The following is a 20223-nucleotide window of genomic DNA, read 5'->3' as shown; positions in this document are numbered from 1 at the left end:
ACAGTGATCACTCTCCAATCGAAGGGTGCTCACTTTTCGACCGGAATCACCTGCTCACTTTTCGACCGGAACCGACAGCCTCCGGGCTGGCAAATCGTAGAAGGACCAGTGGAGCCTTTCTACGGGCAGACGCCATCACCCGGAGCCACGCAATACATGATCACTGCGCCCGACGGCACCCAACCAACTGTGTGGGAATTAGTAAGGCTAGGAGTACTAGATGAGTATGGACCGCCCCTTGGACGATAAAACCCGGGAACTTCAAATCCAGGTCGATCGGCTGTCGGAGGAGCTGGGAGCACGCCCTATGCCTGTCGGACTGCGGACCAATGACGGCCTCAATATTTTCGTCGCCGACGACGGTTCCTATCACTTTACTTTCTACGAGCGGGGCAAGCTCGGTTTCGATAAAAAGGGCAGCCTCGATGACCTTCTCTACTGGTACTGCGAAAGCATCGTTACACGCCAAGCCGCCAAGCAAGTGGGTGACCGTGCAGAACGCTTTAAATATGAGTACCAAGTGCTGAGCCACTTGAATATTGATTGGGCAAAGAGAAATGTCCGGGAGACTGCGGCTATGTTCCGCAAATACAGCCAGCCGGAGGACATTGCCTTACTTCCCGACATTGGCGAAGCGCTGTGACACTCACATACGGTCCCCCGGTAGCGCGTCCCCCAGCCACCACGGGTGAACATGAATATTCGAAATGCTGCCTGCACCTTTTTTGATTTACAGATAGACTTGATTTAGCGGCTAAATTGACACCGGTTCAGCACATTCCACAAGGGCGCGGTTAGCTGTTGCGTTCGGGGATATTTGGCAGCAGTTCTACATCTTCGTCTTTGCCCCAACGCCGTAGCCAGCCCGCGGTTTCGCGTACACAGCGCTTGGCCCAGCGCGGATCAAGTTGGTTGAGCAGTTCATATTGTTTGGCCCACATCAGGACGCGGAATTTCTCGTTTTGGGCGGTGTACTGCGCAGAGTATGAACAGCCGATGTTAAAAGTGATGCCCTCAGCGAACCAGTAGAGAACGTCGTCGATCTCGCCGACGCGGTCGAAGTTCGGCCTGCCACGCTCCCAGTAGCTGTAGTGATATCTGCCCCCGTCATCGATGAAGATGTTCAAGTCGTCGTTCCTCAAAAGGACCCCGACCTCGACTGGTTCAGTGTTCAGCGCCGCCGCGAGCCGATTGATTTCTGACTGCAGACGGGCCGTCTTGTCATCAACCAGAGCGCTCGACCCCACTTCCTCGATTTGCGTTGGGCTGCTTGCTTCACCCACATTCCTGCCGTCGCAATCTCTACGATTCGAATCGGATGCGGTCGCGGATGCACTTGACACGATATTGCGAGCATCAGCGAGACTGCTGGGCAACGAAGTCCGTTAGGTCATGGCAGGCCCACCGCATAGTCAGTTAACGGTCGGCGACGAGCTGCATGACACGAAAACGCTAGCTTACCTGCGTCTCTGGGAGTGGCCAGGGCCGGGATCGAACCGGCGACCTTCCGCTTTTCAGGCGGACGCTCATACCGACTGAGCTACCTGGCCGGAAGGCACCGTGTGCCTCGCCGTAATGGCGACCCTGACGGGACTCGAACCCGCGACCTCCGCCGTGACAGGGCGGCGCGCTAACCAACTGCGCCACAGGGCCTTGTTGCACTGCCTGCTCCGCGTCGCCGCGTCGCGGTACCCCCTACGGGATTCGAACCCGCGCTACCGCCTTGAAAGGGCGGCGTCCTAGGCCGCTAGACGAAGGGGGCCAGAACCGAATCTCTCCGGGGTACTCGCAACATGGTTCCGTTGTGAGCCAAGTCAGCTTAGGCCACCGCAGACCCAATCCTCAAACGAGCCCCGCCGGCGGACGCAGTATCCTGTCCGTCGCAGCCCCTATAGCTCAGTTGGTAGAGCTACGGACTTTTAATCCGCAGGTCCTAGGTTCGAGTCCTAGTGGGGGCACCATCAGTATCGGATGACCTCGGCTGATGTCGCAGGCTGTTTCGGCTGATCCTTGACACTGGTTTCGGTTGATCCTTGACTCCCACCCTGCGACCTCACGCATTTCGGGTACTCCCGCCTCATGAGAGGAATGTCACGGCGCACCTTTGGGCTGCTCGCGGCGGGCATCAGTGCCACCGGTATGGCAGCCGCCTGCGGCTCCAAGCCGGAGAGCACCCCGACGAGCCCACCGCCGCCGGCTCCTGGGCCGGGAGTGGGCTTCGTCTTGTCACACGAGCAGTTCACGACCGCCCAGCTTGTCGACCAGGCGCAGGCAGCCGAACAGGCCGGGTTCCGCTACCTGTGGGCCAGCGACCACATTCAGCCGTGGCAGGACAACGAGAGCCATTCGATGTTTCCGTGGATCACGCTGGCGTTGGTTGGCCAGCGGACGCAGCATGTTCCGTTCGGCACCGGCGTGACGTGTCCGATCTATCGGTTTCACCCGACGACGGTGGCGCACGCCTTCGCCTCGCTGGCGGTGCTCTACCCGGGCCGGGTGTTCCTCGGCGTCGGCACCGGTGAACGCCTCAACGAGCAAGCCGCCACTACACAGTTCGGGCCTTATCGTGAGCGCCACGACCGACTGATCGAGGCCATCCAGCTCATCTGTCAGCTATGGAGCGGCCAACGAATCTCATTCCAGGGCCGATACTTTCAAACCAATCAGCTCAAAATCTACGACCTGCCGCCGTCGCCGCCGCCCATCTTCGTCGCCGCGGGCGGACCGAAGAGTGCGCACCTGGCCGGGCAGTACGGCGACGGCTGGATTGCGCAGGCCGACAGCATGACAGACCAGAAACTGCTGGCCGCGTTCAACCGCGGAGCCAAAGACTCCGGTCGCGATCCAGCCAGCCTGGCCAAGCGCGGTGAGATGTTCGCCGTCGTCGGCGCTCAGGATGAAATCCACCGCGCCGCCCAACTCTGGCGGTTCACCGGCGGCGCCGTCGACCAGCCCAACCCCGTCGACATCCAACAGGCGGCCCAAGCCAATCCGCTGGAGAAAGTGATCGATGGCTGGACCACCGGCACTGATGCAGCCACCCACATCAAAGCCGTGCAGGCAGTTCTCGACGCCGGCACGACGCCCTTCATGCACTTCCCCCAGCAGGACCCGAAAACGGCGATCGATTTCTACCGCGCCCAGGTCCTACCTCGGCTGCACTAATTCAGCGCCGCGCGGATGTAGCCGACATCGCCGAACGGCATCTCGCCGTCGCCCAGCGGCCGCAGCCCGTACTCGACAAAGAGATCGGCATTGCTGCTGCCGATCGTCTGCCAGCCGCGGTGAGACAAGTAGGCGGCTGTCTCTTTACGTTCGCCGAAGTACAGGAGATCGGTCATCTCCAGGTCGTAGCCGTACTGGCGCCACCGTTCAGCCAGTTCCGCGGTGCGTTCGCGCTGTGCCTCGGTGATGTTGTCGACGGTCTCAGTACCCAGCCGGCTGCCGCGAGCACTGAGCCGGGTGATGTTGTCCAACAGCCGATCCTGGGCCTCCGGCGGCAGGTAGCCCAGCAGCCCCTCGGTGAGCCATGCGGTGGGCCGGTCCGGGCGGAAGCCCGCACCCTGCAGCGCGGTCGGCCAATCGTCGCGCAAGTCGATGGCCACCGGGCGGCGATCCGATGACGGCCGCACACCCAACTCGGCAAGTGTCCGCGTCTTGAACTCGATCACTTGCGGCTGGTCGACCTCGAACACCGTTGTGCCATCCGGCCAAGGCAACCGGTAGGCGCGCGCGTCAAGTCCCGACGCCAAGATCACCACCTGACGGATGCCCGTGGCCGTCGCGTCGGCGAAGAAGTCGTCGAAGTACTTGGTTCGCACCGCCAGGTTTTCCGACATGCGGTCGAAGTCCAGAGCCGGGTCCTCGATGTCGGTGCCGGCGAGTTCCCCACGAGCGAACTTGGTGAAGAACTCCACGCCGACCGCCGTAACCAACGACTCGGCGAATGGGTCATTGATCAGCGGATCGGGCCGTTTGCTGGCTACTGCCCGCTGCGCGGCGACGGCCGTGGCCGTCGCTCCCACACTGGACGCCAGATCCCAAGAGTCACCATCGGTACGTGCCATAACATCCTCCGCACTATCAGAATACTTAGTTAGTATAACAAGTATTCTGACGAGGTGATTCCGGCGGTCAACGCACAGCGCTGAGGTAAGTCACGTCGGCGAACGCCGCAGCGACCTCGTCGTCGGGATAGACGAAGCCGTTGTCGGCATGCAGTTGCGCGACGGTGCGGTGAGTGACCCGCCAATCGTCTCGCGCCAAGTGGTCGATGATGTGGCTGCGCTCGAAGTGGTAGACCAAGTCGTTGAAGTCGATGTCAAACCCGAGCTCACTCATCCGCTCGTGATGAGTACGCCACCGTTCGTCGGCGAAAATTGTTGTGTCCGGCACGAATTCGCAGGCCAGCTGGCTGCCGCCGGAACTCAGCGTGGTGATGTTGTCGAACAGCGCATCCTGGGCGTCGGGCGGCAGGTACACCACGAGACCCTCTGCGCTCCACGCAGCGGGCGCATCGGCGTCGAACCCGGCGGCACGCAGCGCCGCCGGCCAGTCGTCGCGCAGGTCGACGGCAACAGTGCGCCGCTCGGCAGTCGGCTCGGCGCCGAGACTGCTCAGTGTCGTGGTCTTGAACTCGACGACCTCGGGCAGATCGACTTCGTAGACCACCGTGCCGGCCGGCCAGGGCAAGCGATAGGCCCGAGCATCCAATCCGGCCGCCAGGATGACTGCTTGGCGGACACCGCTTTTCGTCGCGCCGAGAAAGAACTGGTCATAGAACCGGGTCCGGACCCCCATCCCCCGGGCCATGCGGTCCGGATCGAATTCGGAGTCCGCCTCGACGGGAATCTCATGGTTGACCAGGCGGGTGTAGACATCGATGCCGACTGCCCGCACCAGCGGCGCGGCGAACGGGTCGTCGATCAGCGGCTCCGGCCCCGCCGCGGCCAGCGCGCGCTGAGCGGCAACCATCGTCGCTGTCGCCCCGACGCTCGACGCTAGATCCCAGCTGTCGCTTTCGGAACGCATCGGCATGCTCCTATCTCGCTTTTCATTAATATAGATCAGCTAGTTATTCGCGGAGGCGCCGGAGCTAGGCTTGACATCCCCACTGATTCCTGCACTACTATTTGCGTATGCATGCAGATACTAGGGCACCTCGATTGCCGGACGATCAGGTCAGTCTGGTGGTCGAAGTGTTTCGGATGTTGGCCGACGCCACTCGGGTCCAGGTGCTGTGGGCACTTACCGAACGCGAGATGTCGGTCAACGAGCTCGCCGAGCACGTCGGCAAACCGGCGCCATCGGTCTCCCAGCACCTCGCGAAGTTGCGGATGGCACGACTGGTGCGCACCCGCCGCGAAGGAACCACGATTTTCTACAGCGTGGAAAACGAGCACATCTGCCAGCTGGTCACTGACGCCGTCTTCAACGCCGAGCACGCCGGCCCAGGGGTTCCACCGCACCACCGCTCCGATGAGCGGCTGCAGGTGGTTGCCAAAGCGACAGCACAACAAAGGAGATGAGAATCATGTCGCACCACACCCACCCCCACGAAACACCGCACGCCCACGAGCACGAACACGACGGCCTCGCTCACACGCACGAGCACACCAGCCACGAGCATGAGCACGTCGAGCACGACCACGCTCACACCCACGACGACGGCACCGAGCATGCGCACCAGCACGTGCATCAGTCAGGCCTGGAGGAAGCACACAGCCACGCCCACTAAGGGGCACGCGTTACACGTTGGGGCAGTAGTGCTTTGGGTCGCCGCGCTCGTCCAGCGGAGGCAGGTTACGCGCGGGCGTGTGCACCAGCGGTGTCTCGGCCGGGATGCGACCGGTGGCGCGGTCCCACCCGGCGCGAGCCCGCGGATGCTTGCGGTAACGCGGAGGCACCACGGCGAAGACCAGGCGCACGACGTCGCCGAGCCGGCGATGTAGCCATTCGTCGCGGCGCGACCAGCTGTAGCCCATCAGCTCTCGCACCGGCGGATCGTAGAGGCCAACCGTCAACCAGACGAAGAACGGCGCCATCAGTTTTCGTTGTAACCGCCATAACCAATCCGGGATCCACTGCGCAAAGGGCGGTTTGGGCAAAACCGTGAGGTCGAGTACTTCACGTGCCGCCCAATTGTTTTCCAGCACCTCGCGGCACATGTGGTCCCAGTAGACCTGGAACTCCTCCCAGCTTTTCGGCACCGGGCGCATGCTCATGCCGTACATCCGGTACCACTCGACATGCTCGTCGAATAGCTGACGCTTCTGCGCCTCGGTGATGCCGCCACAGAACCGCTCGGCCACGTGCAATGTGCCGACGAAGAAGGTGGAGTGCGCCCAGTAAAAGACGTCGGGATTCAGCGCGTGATAGCGGCGGCCCTGCGCGTCCGTGCCCTTGATGTCGGTGTGGTAGTCGCGCACCTCGGCGCCGGTCGTCGGGGCGCGGTCGCCGTCGAAAACGACGCCGCCGATCGGGTAGAGCGACCGCAGCAGCCGTGGCCAGCGCTCCCGGAAGAACGTCGAGTGGTCTTCGACCGCGGCGCCCAGCTGCGGGTGCATGTTCTGCATGGAACCGGCCCAGGGGCCCTGGAGCATGCCGCGCCAATCGCCGAAGTATTTCCACGTCAGCGAGTCGGGTCCGAGCGGCATCGGCGGCGCGTCGTATCCCAACGGCGACACTGGACAGCCGCTGGCCACTTCGTCGGACCCGCCTTCGCTGGTCAGCGGGTGCGCCTCAGAAGTATCTTGAGTCACTGGTGAGGTTCCTGTCGGTCGTCAGTCAACCTGACTACATGCGTTGTCACTATCCAGTTTAGGAGTGCTGTGTCGTCGGGTCAACGACGGGGCCGCTGGTCCGGTGTCCCCCTGGAGGATCGCCAGGCGCTGCGCCGCGACAAACTCGTCGGCGCCGGCGTGCAGTTACTCGGCGAAGAAGGTGGCCCCGCCCTGACCGTGCGGGCGGTATGCCGGGAAGCCGGACTCACCGAGCGCTACTTCTACGAAAGTTTCTCCGACCGTGACGAATTCGTCCGCGCGGTTTACGACGACGTCTGCACACGCGCGATGTCGACACTGATGTCGGCCAGCACACCGCGAGAGGCCGTCGAGCGATTCGTCGCACTGATGGTCGACGACCCGGTCCGTGGCCGGGTGCTGCTGCTGGCCCCCGGGGTCGAGCCCGTGCTGACCCGCTCCGGCGCAGAATGGATGCCCAGCTTCATCGACTTGCTGCAGCGCAAGCTGACCCAGATCGGCGATCCCATCCGCCAGCACATGGTGGCCACCAGCTTGATCGGCGGCCTGACCGCGCTGTTCACCGCCTACCTGGACGGACGCCTGGCGGCCAGCCGCGAACAGTTCATCGATTACTGCGTCGACATGCTGCTCAGCCGGGCGACCACGTACTAGCGCCACGCCGGGCGCAAACTTGATGCTACTGGCATACACAGATATATTGACTGCAACCAACAGACACAGATAACTGGAGGGGCCATGTCGGCAGACTTGACCGACCTACAGCTGTTGCAGGAACTCGAGCCGGTCGTCGAGAAAAACCTGAACCGGCATATGTCGATGCATAAGAACTGGAACCCGCATGACTACATCCCGTGGTCGGACGGGAAGAACTTCTATGCGCTCGGCGGGCAGGACTGGGAGCCCGAGCAGTCCCAGCTTTCCGACGTCGCCCAGGTGGCGATGGTGCAGAACCTGATGACCGAGGACAACCTGCCGTCCTATCACCGCGAGATCGCGATGAACTTCGGCATGGACGGCGCCTGGGGCCAGTGGGTCAACCGCTGGACCGCCGAGGAAAACCGACACGGTATCGCGCTGCGCGACTATCTGGTGGTGACCCGCGCCGTCGACCCGGTGGAGTTGGAGAAGCTACGCATCGAGGTCGTCAACCGTGGCTTCAGCCCGGGCCAAAACCACCAGGTCCGAGATGACTTGTTCGCCGAGAGCCTGTTCGACTCGGTCATCTACGTCACGTTCCAGGAGCTGGCCACCCGGATTTCGCACCGCAACACCGGCAAAGCCTGCGACGAGTCGATCGCCGACCAGCTGCTGGCCAAAATCTCGGCCGACGAGAACCTGCACATGATCTTCTACCGGGACGTCAGCGAGGCCGGGTTCTCCATCGCGCCCAACCAGGCGATGAAGTCGCTGCACAAGGTGCTGCGCAATTTCCAGATGCCCGGCTTCCAGGTGCCGGAGTTCCGGCGCAAGGCCGTGATGATCGCCGTCGGCGGGGTGTATGACCCGCGCATCCATCTCGACGACGTGGTGATGCCGGTGCTGAAGAAGTGGCGCATCTTCGAGCGTGAGGACTTCACCGGTGAAGCCGCCGCGTTGCGTGACGACCTCGGTGTGCTGATCAAGGAGCTCGAGCAGACCTGCGAGAAGTTCGAGGTGTCCAAGCAGCGCCAACTCGACCGGGAAGCCCGCACGGGCAAGAGGACCACGGCGTACGAGCTGCATCAAACCGCAGGCACGCTGACGATGAGCCGGCGGTAGCGCGCCGTTGCGCATAGGCCCCATCACGCTCGCCAGCCCGGTGGTGCTGGCCCCAATGGCGGGCGTGACCAACGTCGCATTCCGCACGCTGTGCCGTGAGCTGGAGCAAGCCAAGGTCGGCACGGTCAGCGGCCTTTACGTCTGCGAGATGGTCACCGCGCGTGCGCTCGTCGAGCGGCATCCAGCCACCATGCACATGACGACGTTCTCCGCCGACGAGTCCCCGCGATCGCTGCAGCTATACACCGTCGACCCGGCCACCACGTATGAGGCCGTCAAGATGATCGCCGACGAGAACCTGGCCGATCACATCGACATGAACTTCGGCTGCCCGGTGCCCAAAGTGACTCGTCGCGGCGGCGGCGCCGCGCTGCCGTTCAAGCGGCGGCTGTTCGGGCAAATCGTCGCGGCAGCCGTGAGAGGAACCGCCAGCTCCGGTATTCCCATCACCGTGAAGTTCCGCGTCGGTATCGACGACGCCCACCACACCCACTTGGATGCGGGCCGGATTGCAGAAACCGAAGGGGCGGCCGCCGTGGCCTTGCACGCCAGAACCGCGGCGCAGCGCTACTCCGGCGCCGCGGACTGGGACCAGATCGCCGCGCTCAAGCAGCATGTGCGAACGATCCCGGTGCTGGGCAACGGGGACATCTTCGACGCCAGCGACGCCCTGACCATGATGGCCGCCACCGGCTGCGACGGCGTCGTCATCGGCCGCGGCTGCCTGGGCCGTCCCTGGCTGTTCGCCGAACTGTCAGCCGCCTTCACCGGCAATCCACCCCCTGCCCCGCCAACCCTGGGCGAGGTCGCTGACATCGTCCGCCGCCATGGAGTGCTGTTGGCCGCCCATTTCGGCGAAGACAAGGGCATGCGTGATATCCGCAAACACATCGCCTGGTATCTGCACGGGTTCCCGGCCGGATCCGAGCTGCGGCGGGCGTTGGCGCTGGTCAAAACATTGGCCGAGCTCGACGTGTTGCTTGACCAACTGGACACAGATGTTCTTTTTCCGGATGCGGCCACCGGGCCGCGCGGCCGGCAGGGATCGCCGGCAAAGGTCGCCCTGCCCGACGGCTGGCTGACCGACCGCGACGACTGCACGGTGCCGGCGGGCGCCGACATCATGCACTCGGGTGGCTGAATCGACACCTTCTCGACATCGCGTTTCAGCCGACGGCTGGCTACGATGTGGAACTTGTTGCAACGTGCCCGTGGCGGGACCCGCCTCGGCGCCGCTGTACGAGAGCTAGAACAATGGGCGCGACCGCGCCGGTTGCGTGGGACTGCAGTGCTGCCACCGCCAGCACTGCCCTGATGTATGCGCACGAACACACAGATGTTTACGGGCATCTCATCGGAGCTTCGGAGGCCGGTAGGACATGAGTGACGGCGACTTTGGCGCCGATGAAGCCACTCCCGGCCATTCGCACGCCCCGGGCGCCGCGCCGTGGGAACGGTTCGGTTCGCCGGCCCACGACGCGGGCTCCGTCAGTCGATGGTCACCGCCGCCAACCGAGCCCGCTGACACCGACGACGGCGAGCCGACCGGATGCCACACCGGGGGCGGGCTCAGCGTCGCCGAACTGATCGCCAAGGTTGGCGGTCAGACGACCATTCGACCCAGCCATCGTCGCGCGGCCAAGGAAACCGAATCGCCAGAACCGGTCCCCTCCACACCCGAGGACCAGCCGGAGTACCGCTACGACGCCTACGCCGTATCGACCTCATCGGCCTATGCGTCTGAGCTGCCGGATCTCGAGGTGGCTCACCGCCCACGGCGCAGCCCCCAGTCGCAAGAGACCACCGTGCTGCCGACGGTGCCGGAAAAGGTGCCGCCGGCGCGGATCGCGGGAACTGCGACGGACGACCAAGCCTTGGCACCGGAACCGAAGCGCCAGCGCCGCCCGCTGTTGGCGGCCGGCCGCTCGCTGGCTGCCGTGATCGCCGTGTTGTCGTTGGCGTTGACCGGCGGGGCGTGGCAGTGGAGCGCCTCGAAAAACAACCGGCTCAACACGATCAGCGCGCTGGACCCGCATTCGCGCGACATCGTCGACCCCAATGGGCAATACGGCGACGAGAACTTCCTGATTGTCGGCGTCGACTCGCGTGCCGGGGAGAACAGCGAGATGGGTGCCGGGGACACCGAAGACGCCGGCGGCGCCCGCTCGGACACCATCATGCTGGTCAACATCCCGGCGAACCGTAAACGGGTGGTCGCGGTGTCGTTTCCGCGCGACCTGGCGATTACGCCGTTGAAATGCGAGGCCTGGAACCCCGACACCGGCGCCTACGGCCCGCTCTACGACGAGGACACCGGGACCTACGGGTCCAGATACGTCTACACCGAGACCAAACTGAACTCTGCGTTCGCGTTCGGCGGCCCCAAGTGTCTGGTGAAGGTCATCCAAAAGTTGTCCGGCCTGAGCATCAACAGGTTCATGGCCATCGACTTCGCCGGCTTCGCGAAAATGGTCGACGCGCTCGGCGGCGTCGAGGTCTGCAGCACGACTCCGCTGAAGGACTACGAGTTGGGCACGGTGCTCGACCACGCCGGCCGCCAGGTCATCGACGGCACAACGGCGCTCAACTACGTCCGGGCACGCAACGTCACCACCGAGAACAACGGCGACTACGGGCGCATCAAACGCCAGCAGCTGTTTTTGTCGTCGCTGCTGCGTTCGCTGATTTCCAGGGACACATTCTTTTCGCTGACCAAACTCAACAACGTCGTCAACATGTTCATCGGCGACAGCTACGTCGACAACGTCAAGACCAAAGACCTGGTGGACCTCGGCCAATCGGTGCAAGGCGTCTCGGCGGGGCACATCACCTTCGTGACCGTACCGACCGGTGAAACCGACGAGAACGGCGACGAGCCGCCCCGCAATGCCGACATGCGGGCGCTCTTCGACGCCATCATCAACGATGACCCGCTGCCCGGGGAAAACGACAAGAACGCGACGGCGAGCCTGTCCAGCCAGTCCACGACCAGCACCGCACCGCAGCCCAGCCCGACCACCGAGGCTCATGCCGAGCAGGTCCAAGCCGTGACCGCGGCTCCCCAGGACATCACCGTTCAGGTCTTGAACTCGACCGGCAAGACGGGTCTGGCCGCCACCGCCACCGACGAACTGCAACAGCAGGGTTTCAACGTCATGGAACCGTCCGACTACCCGAGCTCACTGAAATCCACCACGGTCTTCTTCTCACCCGGCAACGAGCAAGCCGCCGCCACAGTGGCGTCGACGCTGGCCAATTCAAAGGTTGAGCGGGTCAGCGGAATTCACGGGGTGCAGCTGGTTCTCGGGTCGGACTTCTCCAAAGTGAGTGCGCCGCCACCCAGCGGCTCGTCGGTCAGCGTGCAAATCGACCGCAACGCACACAGCACACCCACCAAACTTCCGGAAGACTTGACGGTCACCAACGCCGCCGACACCACCTGCGAGTAACCGCAGGAGTTTTCGCGTGCATGAGTGCCGCTTCATGCCATTTCCGCGGCTAAGAACGTAGTCTTGGCGATATGCGGACCGCCTACCATGAACAACTTTCGGGGCTCTCCGAACGACTCGGCGAGATGTGCGGCTTGGCCGGAGTCGCCATGGAACGTGCAACACAGGCGCTGCTGCAGGCAGATTTGGTGCTGGCCGAGCAGGTTATCTCCGACCACGAAAAAATCGCGACGCTGAGCGCCCGCGCGGAGGAAAGCGCTTTCGTGTTGTTGGCCTTGCAGGCTCCCGTCGCCGGTGATCTGCGGGCGATTGTCAGCGCGATCCAGATGGTCGCAGACATCGACCGGATGGGCGCGCTGGCCCTGCACGTCGCCAAGATCGCACGCCGGCGTCACCCCCAGCACGCGCTACCCGAAGAGGTCAACGGCTATTTTGCCGAAATGGGCAGGGTAGCAGTCGAATTGGGAAACAGCGCGCAGGAGGTGCTGCTGTCGCGTGACCCAGAGAAGGCGGCGCGGATCCGGGAAGAAGACGACGCCATGGACGACCTGCATCGGCACTTGTTCACGGTGCTGATGGACCGGGAGTGGAAGCACGGCGTAGCTGCCGCCGTCGACGTCACGTTGCTGGGGCGTTTTTACGAGCGCTTCGCCGATCACGCCGTCGAGGTGGCGCGTCGCGTCATCTTCCAGGCGACCGGCAAGTTCCCCGAAGACGACGCGGTGCCCACGTCGGGCTAGCCGAAACGGCCGGAAATGTAGTCTTCGGTGGCCTTCTGGGTCGGGTTGGAAAAAATCTTCTCGGTGTCGTCGATCTCGACCAGCCGACCGGGTTTGCCGACGGCCTCCAGGTTGAAAAATGCGGTTTGGTTGCTGACGCGTGCGGCCTGCTGCATGTTGTGGGTGACGATGACGATGGTGTAGTCCTGCTTGAGCTCGGCGATCAGATCTTCGATCGCCATCGTCGAGATCGGGTCCAACGCCGAACACGGCTCGTCCATCAGCAACACATCGGGCTGCACCGCGATGGCCCGCGCGATACACAATCGCTGCTGCTGGCCACCGGACAACCCGCCGCCGGGCCTGTCCAACCGGTCTTTGACCTCGTCCCACAGGTTGGCGCCGCGTAGTGAGTATTCGGCGGTGTCGTCGAGTGTTTTGCGGTTGCGCACACCCTGGAGCTTCAATCCAGCCACCACGTTGTCGCGTATCGACATGGTGGGAAATGGGTTTGGCCGCTGAAACACCATCCCGATTGCCCGGCGTACGCCGACAGGGTCGATGCCCGAGCCGTAGATGTCGTCGTCGTCGAGCAGCACCGTACCCTCGACGCGGGCGCCCGGAAGAACTTCGTGCATGCGGTTGAGCGTGCGCAACACCGTCGTCTTGCCGCACCCGGACGGGCCGATGAACGCGGTTACGCTGCGAGGAAGAACCGACAGCGATACGTCGGCGACCGCGTGGAACGACCCGTAATAGATGTTGAGGTCTTTGAGGTCCAACCTCTTAGCCAACGCACGCTCCTGCGTAGAATTTCTTCGGCTCAACGACTTTCGCGACCACCCTGGTCCCGACACCGACGACGGCGATCAGCATGAGCATCACCGCATCGCCCCACAGCCGATCGACCGATGACGAGCTGGCGCCCGCGCCGGTCGGCGGTCTGGTGACACATCATACCGGCCAGTATGTCGGAGATGCCGAAGTGCTGGTCTCATAGCTTCCTGTTCTGCCCTCTATCTTTCGCCTCGGTAGCCACCGGATCAATCAATCGATTGCGTTGATCGCAGCAACCAGGCGCGTCTTGAACTTATCCGGCAGTGGTACGTAGCCGGCCGACGAGAGGCCGCTCTGACCGTCATGGGTGGCCACGTTCAGAAATGACTTCACCGCCCCAGAGGTCGCCACGTCGTAGCCCCGGGAACACACGATCTCGTAGATCGCCAACAGCAACGGGTAGGCATCGGGCTCTCTGGTGCTGTAGAGCGCTTGCAGATCCAACTTGAGGTCGTTGCCGCTGCCGATGAACTTGGCGTCCTCGATCGCGTTGGCGGCTGTGTGATCGGTGAGGGCGACGGCGCCGCTGCCGGTGTCGATCTGGGCATACGAGATCCGGGCCTGATCAGCGAAGCTTTTCTCGACATAGCCAATGGCGCCGGGAGTGGACTGCACGGCCTGCGCCACGCCGCCCGAGGTCTGCGCGCCGTCGCCTACGCCGCCCTGAAAATCGGTGCCGGTGCCCTTGGTCCAGGCTTGCGGGGCGGCCGCGACCAGGTACTTCTGGAAATTGTCGGTGGTGCCCGACGGGTCTGAGCGGTAGATCGGGGTGATCTCGAGGTCTGGTAGCGCAACAGCGGGGTTCAATGCGGCGATCAGCGGATCACGCCAACTGGTGATGGCGCCGCTGAAGATTCGGGCCAGCACGTCGGCGTTGACGATCAGCGGATTCACCCCATCGAGGTGGTAGGCCACCGCAACCGGTCCGAACACCAACGGCAAATGCCACACCGGATGGCCATGGCAGCGTTTGGCTGCCGGATTGATCTGGTCGGATCGCAACGGCGAGTCCGAGCCGGCGAAATCGACATGCCCTGCGACGAACTGCTCGCGTCCGGCGGCCGAACCGGTCGCGTTGTAGGAGACGTTGTTGCCCGCGCACAACCGGCCCCAGGCTTGGTTGAACAACGCGATCGCATTCTGTTGGGCGGTCGAGCCTTCACCGGTCAGCTCATCCTTGCCGCCGCATTTAACCGATCCCTTCGATGTCGCGGTGGAGGCGCCGATGTTGTCGTCGCTGCCGCACCCGGCTAAAACCACACTGGTGATGACCGCCGCAACCAACGCCTTACCCACCGTGTTGCGCTTCACTGATCTCGCTTTCTCACCGATGAAGTTCGCAGCTCGATCTTTACGCTAGTGAGTTCACCGGGCCATCCGAAACCGGTTCGCCGGTATTGGATGATGCCGCTATCGCCGGCCAGCCGCGCGGACTATGTCAGGGATCGTTTGCGGCATAGGCGGTGTCGACGCTGGCGACGGCGAATCCCAGCTGCTGATAGGTGCGCAGCGCGGCCGTGTTGTCAGATTCCACGTAGAGCATCACCGTGGGGTCGGGGGTGCCGGCCAGCCGGTGCGCCAGGTATTCGATCCCCACGGAGGTCAGTACACGGCCAAGGCCGCGGCCTTGCGCAGACGGGTCGACACCGACGACATAGACCTCACCCAGGCCCGCTTTGTCGGGATGCACCTTGGTCCAGTGAAAGCCCAGCAGCTCGTCGGTCGTTTCGTCGAACGCCAAAAACAGCCCGTCCGGGTCGAACCATGGCTCGCTGTGGCGTTCGGTCAGGTCGGCCGACGTCCAGCCACTCTGTTCTGGATGTCCGGCGAATGCGGCGTTGTTGACGCGAAGCAGCTCAGCATCGTCGCTGCTTCCCGCGTAGGTGCGCATCCGCACACCTTCCGGCGTTGTGGGCGAGGCGGCGTTGTCCAAGGAACGGCGCATCTGGATCAACTCGCGCACCGGTATCAGATTCAGCGCCGCGGCGGTCGCCCGGGCCGCGTCCAATGTGCCGTGTGCCCAGAAGCGGTTGCGCGCATCGGTTTTCGCCAAGGCTGCCTCGATCAGGGCGCTGCCGATACCGCGCCGTCGGGCGTGCGGATGCACCACAAGCTCGGCCATGCCGACAGAATCGTCGTGCGATGGGCTGAGGTTGAGATAGCCGATTACGGTGTCACCGTCCTGGCCGGCGACCAAGACGTGTTCGGTGCGATCGTGGCCCAACTCCCGCAGCACTTGCTCACCGACCGGTGCTACGCCATCGAATTCGGTTGTCGCCGTGACTAGTTCACGCACTTGCTGCTGCTCGGCCGCAGTCAGCTCCGAGCGCCAGTCCGGCCGGGTCACTGGCTGTGCAACGGGTCGACCAGCGGGTCTTGGCTCGTGTCCAGTTCTGGCTCGTTGTCCGGGGCGGTGTCCGAGTCCTCGCCCGATGAGCGACCGCGGGCAGGCCGGACTGCCTTGTAGCCCACGTTGCGTACCGTTCCGATCAGCGATTCGTATTCCGGGCCGAGCTTGGCCCGGAGCCGTCGCACGTGCACGTCGACGGTTCGGGTGCCGCCGAAGAAGTCATAGCCCCATACTTCGTGCAGCAGCTGCGCGCGGGTGAACACCCGGCCGGCGTGCTGCGCAAGGTACTTCAGCAGTTCGAATTCCTTATACGTGAGATCCAATGGACGGCCGCGCAGTCGCGCCGTGTAAGTGCCTTCGTCGATCACCAATTCACCGAGACTGATTTTGCCGGCGGACTCCTGGTCGGCCAGGCCACCGCGCCTGCCAACCAGCAGGCGCAGCCGGGCATCGATCTCACCGGGCCCGGTACCGGGCAGCAGAATCTCGTCAAGGCCCCAGTCGGCGTTGATCGCCACCAGCCCACCTTCGCTGACCACCGCCACCACCGGGATCGACCGGCCCGTGGTGCCCAGCAGGCGGCACAGGCCGCGCGCCGCCGGCAGATCATTGCGCGCGTCGACAAGCACGATGTCGGCACTGCCGGCTTCCAGCAGCGAGGAGACGTCGGCCGCGGCGGCTCGCACCGTGTGGGCGAGCAACGACAACGATGGCAGGACCGAGTCGGGGTGCGGCTCCGCGGTCAGTAGCAGTAGATCCAACAAGCCCCTCCAGCGTCGTGGGAAAGGCGTCTCCCGAGATTCAGCGGCCAGGTGTACTAACGATAGCGTGCTACCTGCTGATTCGCCCGGTGACGATGCAGAGCGCGCAGCGCAATGAGGTGCGGGCATCCCCTGCTTGCGGGGGAGAATCGCGCGATCGAGAGCGTCAGGCGAGGTTGCAGCGAAGGACATGAACACTCCTAATTGGCAGCGCCACTGCGGCAGGCGTGCCGCGGTGGCATCTCCACTGTCTCCGCTCGGTAAACGGTTGTGATGGCTTCCTAATGGCCTCTTAACATCGCCGGGGGCGGTTTTTAACGGGTTCATGACTGTTAACGCTTTGTGGCACAGCCCAATCGCCACCGCTTGGCCCCGCCCGCGTGCGGAGCGACTCGGGCCGCCGCGGGCGCCCGGTGACGAGGCACGCCACAATAAGCGGATGCGTAGGGTGCTGGTCGGTGCGGCGGGCGTATTGCTCGCCGTCATGCTCGTGCTGATCGGGGCTGTCGGGATCGATTTCGGAATCACTGTCTACGCCGAGTACCGGTTGTCCCGCACGCTGCGTGACACCGCGCGTCTGGGGTCAGACCCCTTCGTCGCGATCCTCGGGTTTCCGGTCATCCCGCAGGCGATGCGCCGCCACTACGACGAGCTGGAGGTCAAAGCCACTGCCGTCGACCAGCCGCGGGTTGGCAAGGCCACGCTCGAGGCGACCATGCATTCCATCGGTCTGACCGAGGCGTCGTGGCTGATCCGGCCCGACGCCAAGCTTCCGGTCGGCAAGCTGGAGAGCCGCATCATCATCGACTCGACCCACCTCGGGCGATATTTGGGCATCACCGACCTGATGGTCGAGGCGCCACCACAGGAGACCAATGACGCCACCGGCGGCACCACCGAATCCGGGATCTCCGGCAGCCGCGGCCTGGTGTTCACCGGCACCCCGAAATCGGCACACTTTGACAAGCGAGTCAGCGTCTCGGTGGACCTGTCGATCACCGGCAAGGACCGGACCACCCTGGCGATTACTCCGACCGGCGTGCTGACCGGCCCGGATACCGCCAACCAGAAGGTGCCCGACGATAAACGCGACGCGGTGCTGGCCGCCTTCCGCCAACAGCTGCCCGACCAGAAGCTTCCGTTCGGGGTGGCGCCGACAAGCCAGGGGGCGCGCGGCTCCGATGTGATCATCGAAGGCATCACCGAGGGAGTAACGATCAGCCTCGACGGGTTCAACCAAGCATGACTGCCGTTGTCGCGATCGCGGCCGCGTTGGCGCTGGCGACCGGAATCGGGTGGCTGCTGACCCGCCGGGCCGGCCAAGTACGGCCGATCGATCCCCCCAGCACGCTGGACACCAGCGATCTCGGCCTGTCCGGCGACGGGCCGACCGTCGTGCATTTCAGCGCCCCCTGGTGTGGACCGTGCGACCGGGTGCGACGGGTGGTCAACCAGGTGTGCGCCGACCTTGGCGATGTGGCGCACGTGGAGATCGACATGGACGCCAACCCTGTTGCGGCGCGTCGGCTTTCGGTCCTGTCACTGCCCACCACATTCATCTTCGATGCCCACGGTCAGCAGCGCTATCGCACCGCAGGAGTCCCCAGGACCGACGAGCTGCGTTCGGCGCTGACCCCACTATTGGCTTGACTGTCGGGCCATTGGGTAAGCTGTGCGTCGTGTCCGCCCGCCTTGAGCTCGTGCTCACCAAGCGCCGCGCAGTCGATCTGTGCCGCACCGCGGGTTGTTGCTGTTGTTGTAGCTGCTGAGTAGCGCAGTTCGCGCCGCTCTCGGAGCAGCCATTCTGGCGTGCCTCCAGCCCTTCCGTTGTCAACAGGAGCAGCTCTTTGTCGTCGAAATCCACCACCACCATCCAGGTAGACGTGCGCGGTCCCCGGTTCGTCGCCTGGGTCACCACCGCAGTGCTGGTGGCCACGCTGATTGTCGCCGCATCCAGCGCACAGACCGCTGCCGTCATACTGGCCGGGCAGGCCGTCGTCTTCGCGATCGGCGCCTGGGCCGGGCCGCGCCGCCACCCCTACGGCCTGATATTCGCCAACCTGGTGGCGCCGCGGTTGGGGCCGGTGCGCGACCGTGAACCGGTGGCCCCGCTGAAGTTCGCTCAGCTGGTTGGCCTTGTGTTCGCCGTCGTCGGCGTTTCCGGGTTCGCTGCCGGCGTTCCCCTGCTCGGAATCATCGCCACCGCGGCCGCACTGGTGGCGGCCTTCCTCAACGCGGCCTTTGGCATCTGCCTGGGTTGCCAGCTCTACCCGCTCGTGACGCACCTGCGTAACCAACCGAAAGGATCCACGCCATGGCACGCTCCGACGTCCTAGTCTCGACTGACTGGGCCGAGAGCAATCTCGACGCCGCCAACACCGTCTTCGTCGAGGTCGACGAGGACACCAGCGCCTACGACACCGGTCATATCGCCGGTGCGGTCAAGCTGGACTGGCGCGCCGACTTGCAAGACCCGGTCCGGCGCGACTTCGTCGACGCCCAGCAGTTCTCCAAGTTGCTGAGTGACCGCGGTATCTCCAACGACGACACCGTGATCCTGTACGGCGGCAACAACAACTGGTTCGCCGCCTACGCCTACTGGTACTTCAAGCTGTACGGCCACGAGAAGGTCAAGCTGCTCGACGGCGGCCGCAAGAAGTGGGAGCTCGACGGTCGTCCACTGTCCGCCGACGCCGTCAAGCGCCCCGCCACGTCGTACACCGCCAAGGCCCCCGACAACTCGATTCGGGCCTTCCGCGACGAGGTCATCGACGCCATCAACGCCAAGAACCTGGTCGACGTCCGCTCCCCCGACGAGTTCTCCGGCAAGATCCTGGCGCCCGCACACCTGCCCCAGGAGCAAAGCCAGCGGCCCGGGCACATCCCGAGCGCGATCAACGTGCCGTGGAGCAAGGCGGCTAACGAGGACGGCACCTTCAAGTCCGACGAGGACTTGGCCAAGCTCTACGCCGACGCCGGCCTGGACGGGTCGAAGGAAACCATCGCCTACTGCCGGATCGGGGAGCGGTCGTCGCACACCTGGTTCGTGCTGCAGGAATTGCTCGGACATCAGAACGTCAAGAACTACGACGGCAGTTGGACAGAATACGGCTCCCTGGTTGGGGCCCCGATCGAGTTGGGAAGCTGATATGTGCTCTGCACCGAAGCAAGGACAGACGTTGCCGGCCAGCGTCGACCTGGAGAAGGAGACGGTGATCACCGGTCGCGTCGTGGACGGCTCCGGACAGGCCGTCGGCGGCGCGTTCGTGCGCCTGCTGGACTCCTCTGACGAGTTCACCGCCGAGGTCGTCGCATCGGCCACCGGTGACTTCCGGTTCTTCGCCGCACCCGGATCGTGGACGCTGCGTGCGCTCTCGGCCGCCGGCAACGGTGACGCGGTCGTGTCGCCGTCGGGCGCGGGCATCCACGAGGTCGACGTCAAGATCGCCTGACGCCCGTTTTTATCGGGCGAGCGTGCGTGTCCCCGGTCGACACGCCGATGCACTGACCGGGTTTGCGCTCAGTGTCAGGGTGATGGTGCTGCGTTGCGGTGTGTCGGCGTGACAGGGCCGCTTCGCGGTGGTT

General features: G+C 64.1%; 24 protein-coding genes and 4 tRNA genes. 17 read left to right on the top strand and 11 right to left on the bottom strand.

Features of this window, described 5'->3' with window-relative positions; translation table 11 throughout:
* Positions 1–307: 307 nt before the first annotated feature.
* Entirely contained in the window at positions 308–643 is a 336-nt protein-coding gene (locus tag A5707_RS11130) for an Imm63 family immunity protein (protein ID WP_065014538.1), read from the top strand.
* A 151-nt stretch (positions 644–794) separates the two neighbouring features.
* Here the strand turns inward: A5707_RS11130 and A5707_RS11125 are convergent, their stop codons facing one another.
* The 4 genes from A5707_RS11125 to A5707_RS11110 form a co-directional block, all read right to left on the bottom strand.
* Complete coding sequence (locus A5707_RS11125) at positions 795–1283, bottom strand: Imm63 family immunity protein (protein WP_232000694.1); 489 nt, start codon at positions 1281–1283, stop codon at positions 795–797.
* A 193-nt stretch (positions 1284–1476) separates the two neighbouring features.
* Positions 1477–1550: transfer RNA gene (locus tag A5707_RS11120), tRNA-Phe, on the bottom strand.
* 26 nt (positions 1551–1576) lie between these two features.
* Positions 1577–1653, bottom strand: a tRNA-Asp gene (locus tag A5707_RS11115).
* 36 nt (positions 1654–1689) lie between these two features.
* Positions 1690–1762: transfer RNA gene (locus tag A5707_RS11110), tRNA-Glu, on the bottom strand.
* A 123-nt stretch (positions 1763–1885) separates the two neighbouring features.
* Between A5707_RS11110 and A5707_RS11105 the strand changes: the two genes are divergently transcribed.
* Positions 1886–1961: transfer RNA gene (locus A5707_RS11105), tRNA-Lys, on the top strand.
* Positions 1962–2079: 118 nt separating this feature from the next.
* Positions 2080–3165, top strand: coding sequence for a F420-dependent hydroxymycolic acid dehydrogenase (locus tag A5707_RS11100; protein ID WP_065014533.1), 1086 nt, complete (start codon positions 2080–2082; stop codon positions 3163–3165).
* On the opposite strand, the gene A5707_RS11095 is transcribed toward A5707_RS11100, so the two are convergent.
* Both A5707_RS11095 and A5707_RS11090 read right to left on the bottom strand, forming a co-directional pair.
* Positions 3162–4067, bottom strand: coding sequence for a class I SAM-dependent methyltransferase (locus tag A5707_RS11095; RefSeq protein ID WP_065014532.1), 906 nt, complete (start codon positions 4065–4067; stop codon positions 3162–3164). The genes A5707_RS11100 and A5707_RS11095 overlap by 4 nt on opposite strands.
* Positions 4068–4134: 67 nt before the next feature.
* A complete protein-coding gene (locus tag A5707_RS11090) occupies positions 4135–5031 on the bottom strand; it encodes an SAM-dependent methyltransferase (RefSeq protein WP_065014536.1) in 897 nt (298 codons plus the stop codon).
* 107 nt (positions 5032–5138) lie between these two features.
* On the opposite strand from A5707_RS11090, the gene A5707_RS11085 reads away from it, so the two are divergent.
* Together A5707_RS11085 and A5707_RS11080 are read left to right on the top strand one after the other, a co-directional pair.
* Positions 5139–5528, top strand: a complete 390-nt coding sequence (locus tag A5707_RS11085; protein ID WP_065014531.1) for an ArsR/SmtB family transcription factor — start codon at positions 5139–5141, stop codon at positions 5526–5528.
* 5 nt (positions 5529–5533) lie between these two features.
* Positions 5534–5737: a zinc transporter Slc39a7 gene (locus tag A5707_RS11080; protein WP_065014535.1), complete on the top strand. Its 204-nt coding sequence runs from the start codon at positions 5534–5536 to the stop codon at positions 5735–5737.
* Between the two features lie 10 nt (positions 5738–5747).
* Here A5707_RS11080 and A5707_RS11075 read toward each other — a convergent pair whose 3' ends face one another.
* Positions 5748–6761, bottom strand: a complete 1014-nt coding sequence (locus tag A5707_RS11075) for an oxygenase MpaB family protein (protein WP_065014530.1) — start codon at positions 6759–6761, stop codon at positions 5748–5750.
* 69 nt (positions 6762–6830) lie between these two features.
* On the opposite strand from A5707_RS11075, the gene A5707_RS11070 reads away from it, so the two are divergent.
* The 5 genes from A5707_RS11070 (at position 6831) to phoU (ending at position 12711) form a co-directional block, all read left to right on the top strand.
* Positions 6831–7415 (top strand): TetR/AcrR family transcriptional regulator, encoded by a 585-nt coding sequence (locus tag A5707_RS11070; protein ID WP_065014529.1) that lies wholly within the window; start codon positions 6831–6833, stop codon positions 7413–7415.
* A gap of 84 nt (positions 7416–7499) precedes the next feature.
* On the top strand, positions 7500–8522 hold the full coding sequence (locus A5707_RS11065; protein WP_065014528.1) for an acyl-ACP desaturase: 1023 nt from the start codon (positions 7500–7502) through the stop codon (positions 8520–8522).
* 7 nt (positions 8523–8529) lie between these two features.
* Positions 8530–9663, top strand: a complete 1134-nt coding sequence (dusB, locus tag A5707_RS11060; protein ID WP_065014527.1) for a tRNA dihydrouridine synthase DusB — start codon at positions 8530–8532, stop codon at positions 9661–9663.
* Between the two features lie 238 nt (positions 9664–9901).
* Positions 9902–11971, top strand: a complete 2070-nt coding sequence (locus A5707_RS11055) for an LCP family protein (RefSeq protein ID WP_065014526.1) — start codon at positions 9902–9904, stop codon at positions 11969–11971.
* A 71-nt stretch (positions 11972–12042) separates the two neighbouring features.
* The gene (phoU, locus tag A5707_RS11050) at positions 12043–12711 is read left to right on the top strand and encodes a phosphate signaling complex protein PhoU (protein ID WP_065014525.1); all 669 of its coding nucleotides are present in this window, start codon (positions 12043–12045) and stop codon (positions 12709–12711) included.
* Here the strand turns inward: phoU and pstB are convergent.
* Complete coding sequence (pstB, locus tag A5707_RS11045) at positions 12708–13484, bottom strand: phosphate ABC transporter ATP-binding protein PstB (protein WP_065014524.1); 777 nt, start codon at positions 13482–13484, stop codon at positions 12708–12710. The two genes, phoU and pstB, sit on opposite strands and share 4 nt — an antisense overlap.
* 80 nt (positions 13485–13564) lie before the next feature.
* On the opposite strand from pstB, the gene A5707_RS24755 reads away from it, so the two are divergent.
* Positions 13565–13690: a hypothetical protein gene (locus A5707_RS24755; protein ID WP_269455148.1), complete on the top strand. Its 126-nt coding sequence runs from the start codon at positions 13565–13567 to the stop codon at positions 13688–13690.
* Between the two features lie 47 nt (positions 13691–13737).
* Here A5707_RS24755 and pstS read toward each other — a convergent pair whose 3' ends face one another.
* The 3 genes from pstS to A5707_RS11030 all read right to left on the bottom strand — a co-directional run bounded on the left by pstS (position 13738) and on the right by A5707_RS11030 (position 16641).
* Complete coding sequence (pstS, locus tag A5707_RS11040) at positions 13738–14838, bottom strand: phosphate ABC transporter substrate-binding protein PstS (RefSeq protein WP_065014523.1); 1101 nt, start codon at positions 14836–14838, stop codon at positions 13738–13740.
* Positions 14839–14965: 127 nt separating this feature from the next.
* On the bottom strand, positions 14966–15874 hold the full coding sequence (gene mshD / locus A5707_RS11035) for a mycothiol synthase (protein ID WP_065014522.1): 909 nt from the start codon (positions 15872–15874) through the stop codon (positions 14966–14968).
* Positions 15871–16641: a winged helix-turn-helix transcriptional regulator gene (locus A5707_RS11030; RefSeq protein ID WP_156657792.1), complete on the bottom strand. Its 771-nt coding sequence runs from the start codon at positions 16639–16641 to the stop codon at positions 15871–15873. The genes mshD and A5707_RS11030 overlap by 4 nt, the downstream gene beginning before the upstream one ends.
* Before the next feature lie 436 nt (positions 16642–17077).
* On the opposite strand from A5707_RS11030, the gene lmeA reads away from it, so the two are divergent.
* The 6 genes from lmeA to A5707_RS11005 all read left to right on the top strand — a co-directional run bounded on the left by lmeA (position 17078) and on the right by A5707_RS11005 (position 20090).
* On the top strand, positions 17078–17884 hold the full coding sequence (gene lmeA, locus A5707_RS11025) for a mannan chain length control protein LmeA (RefSeq protein ID WP_065014521.1): 807 nt from the start codon (positions 17078–17080) through the stop codon (positions 17882–17884).
* On the top strand, positions 17881–18288 hold the full coding sequence (locus tag A5707_RS11020) for a thioredoxin family protein (protein WP_065014520.1): 408 nt from the start codon (positions 17881–17883) through the stop codon (positions 18286–18288). The genes lmeA and A5707_RS11020 overlap by 4 nt, the downstream gene beginning before the upstream one ends.
* 29 nt (positions 18289–18317) lie before the next feature.
* A complete protein-coding gene (locus A5707_RS24940) occupies positions 18318–18407 on the top strand; it encodes an Ms5788A family Cys-rich leader peptide (protein ID WP_419866417.1) in 90 nt (29 codons plus the stop codon).
* 78 nt (positions 18408–18485) lie between these two features.
* On the top strand, positions 18486–18974 hold the full coding sequence (locus A5707_RS11015; protein WP_065014519.1) for a DUF4395 domain-containing protein: 489 nt from the start codon (positions 18486–18488) through the stop codon (positions 18972–18974).
* Entirely contained in the window at positions 18953–19786 is an 834-nt protein-coding gene (locus A5707_RS11010; RefSeq protein WP_065014518.1) for a sulfurtransferase, read from the top strand. Before A5707_RS11015 ends, A5707_RS11010 begins: the two co-directional genes overlap by 22 nt.
* A gap of 1 nt (position 19787) precedes the next feature.
* Positions 19788–20090, top strand: coding sequence for a DUF1416 domain-containing protein (locus A5707_RS11005; protein WP_065014517.1), 303 nt, complete (start codon positions 19788–19790; stop codon positions 20088–20090).
* Positions 20091–20223 lie beyond the last annotated feature (133 nt).

Origin of the sequence: Mycobacterium kyorinense (assembly GCF_001672775.1) — a bacterium.
Lineage (GTDB): Bacteria > Actinomycetota > Actinomycetes > Mycobacteriales > Mycobacteriaceae > Mycobacterium > Mycobacterium kyorinense_A.
This window is presented reverse-complemented; position numbering and strand designations above follow the sequence as displayed.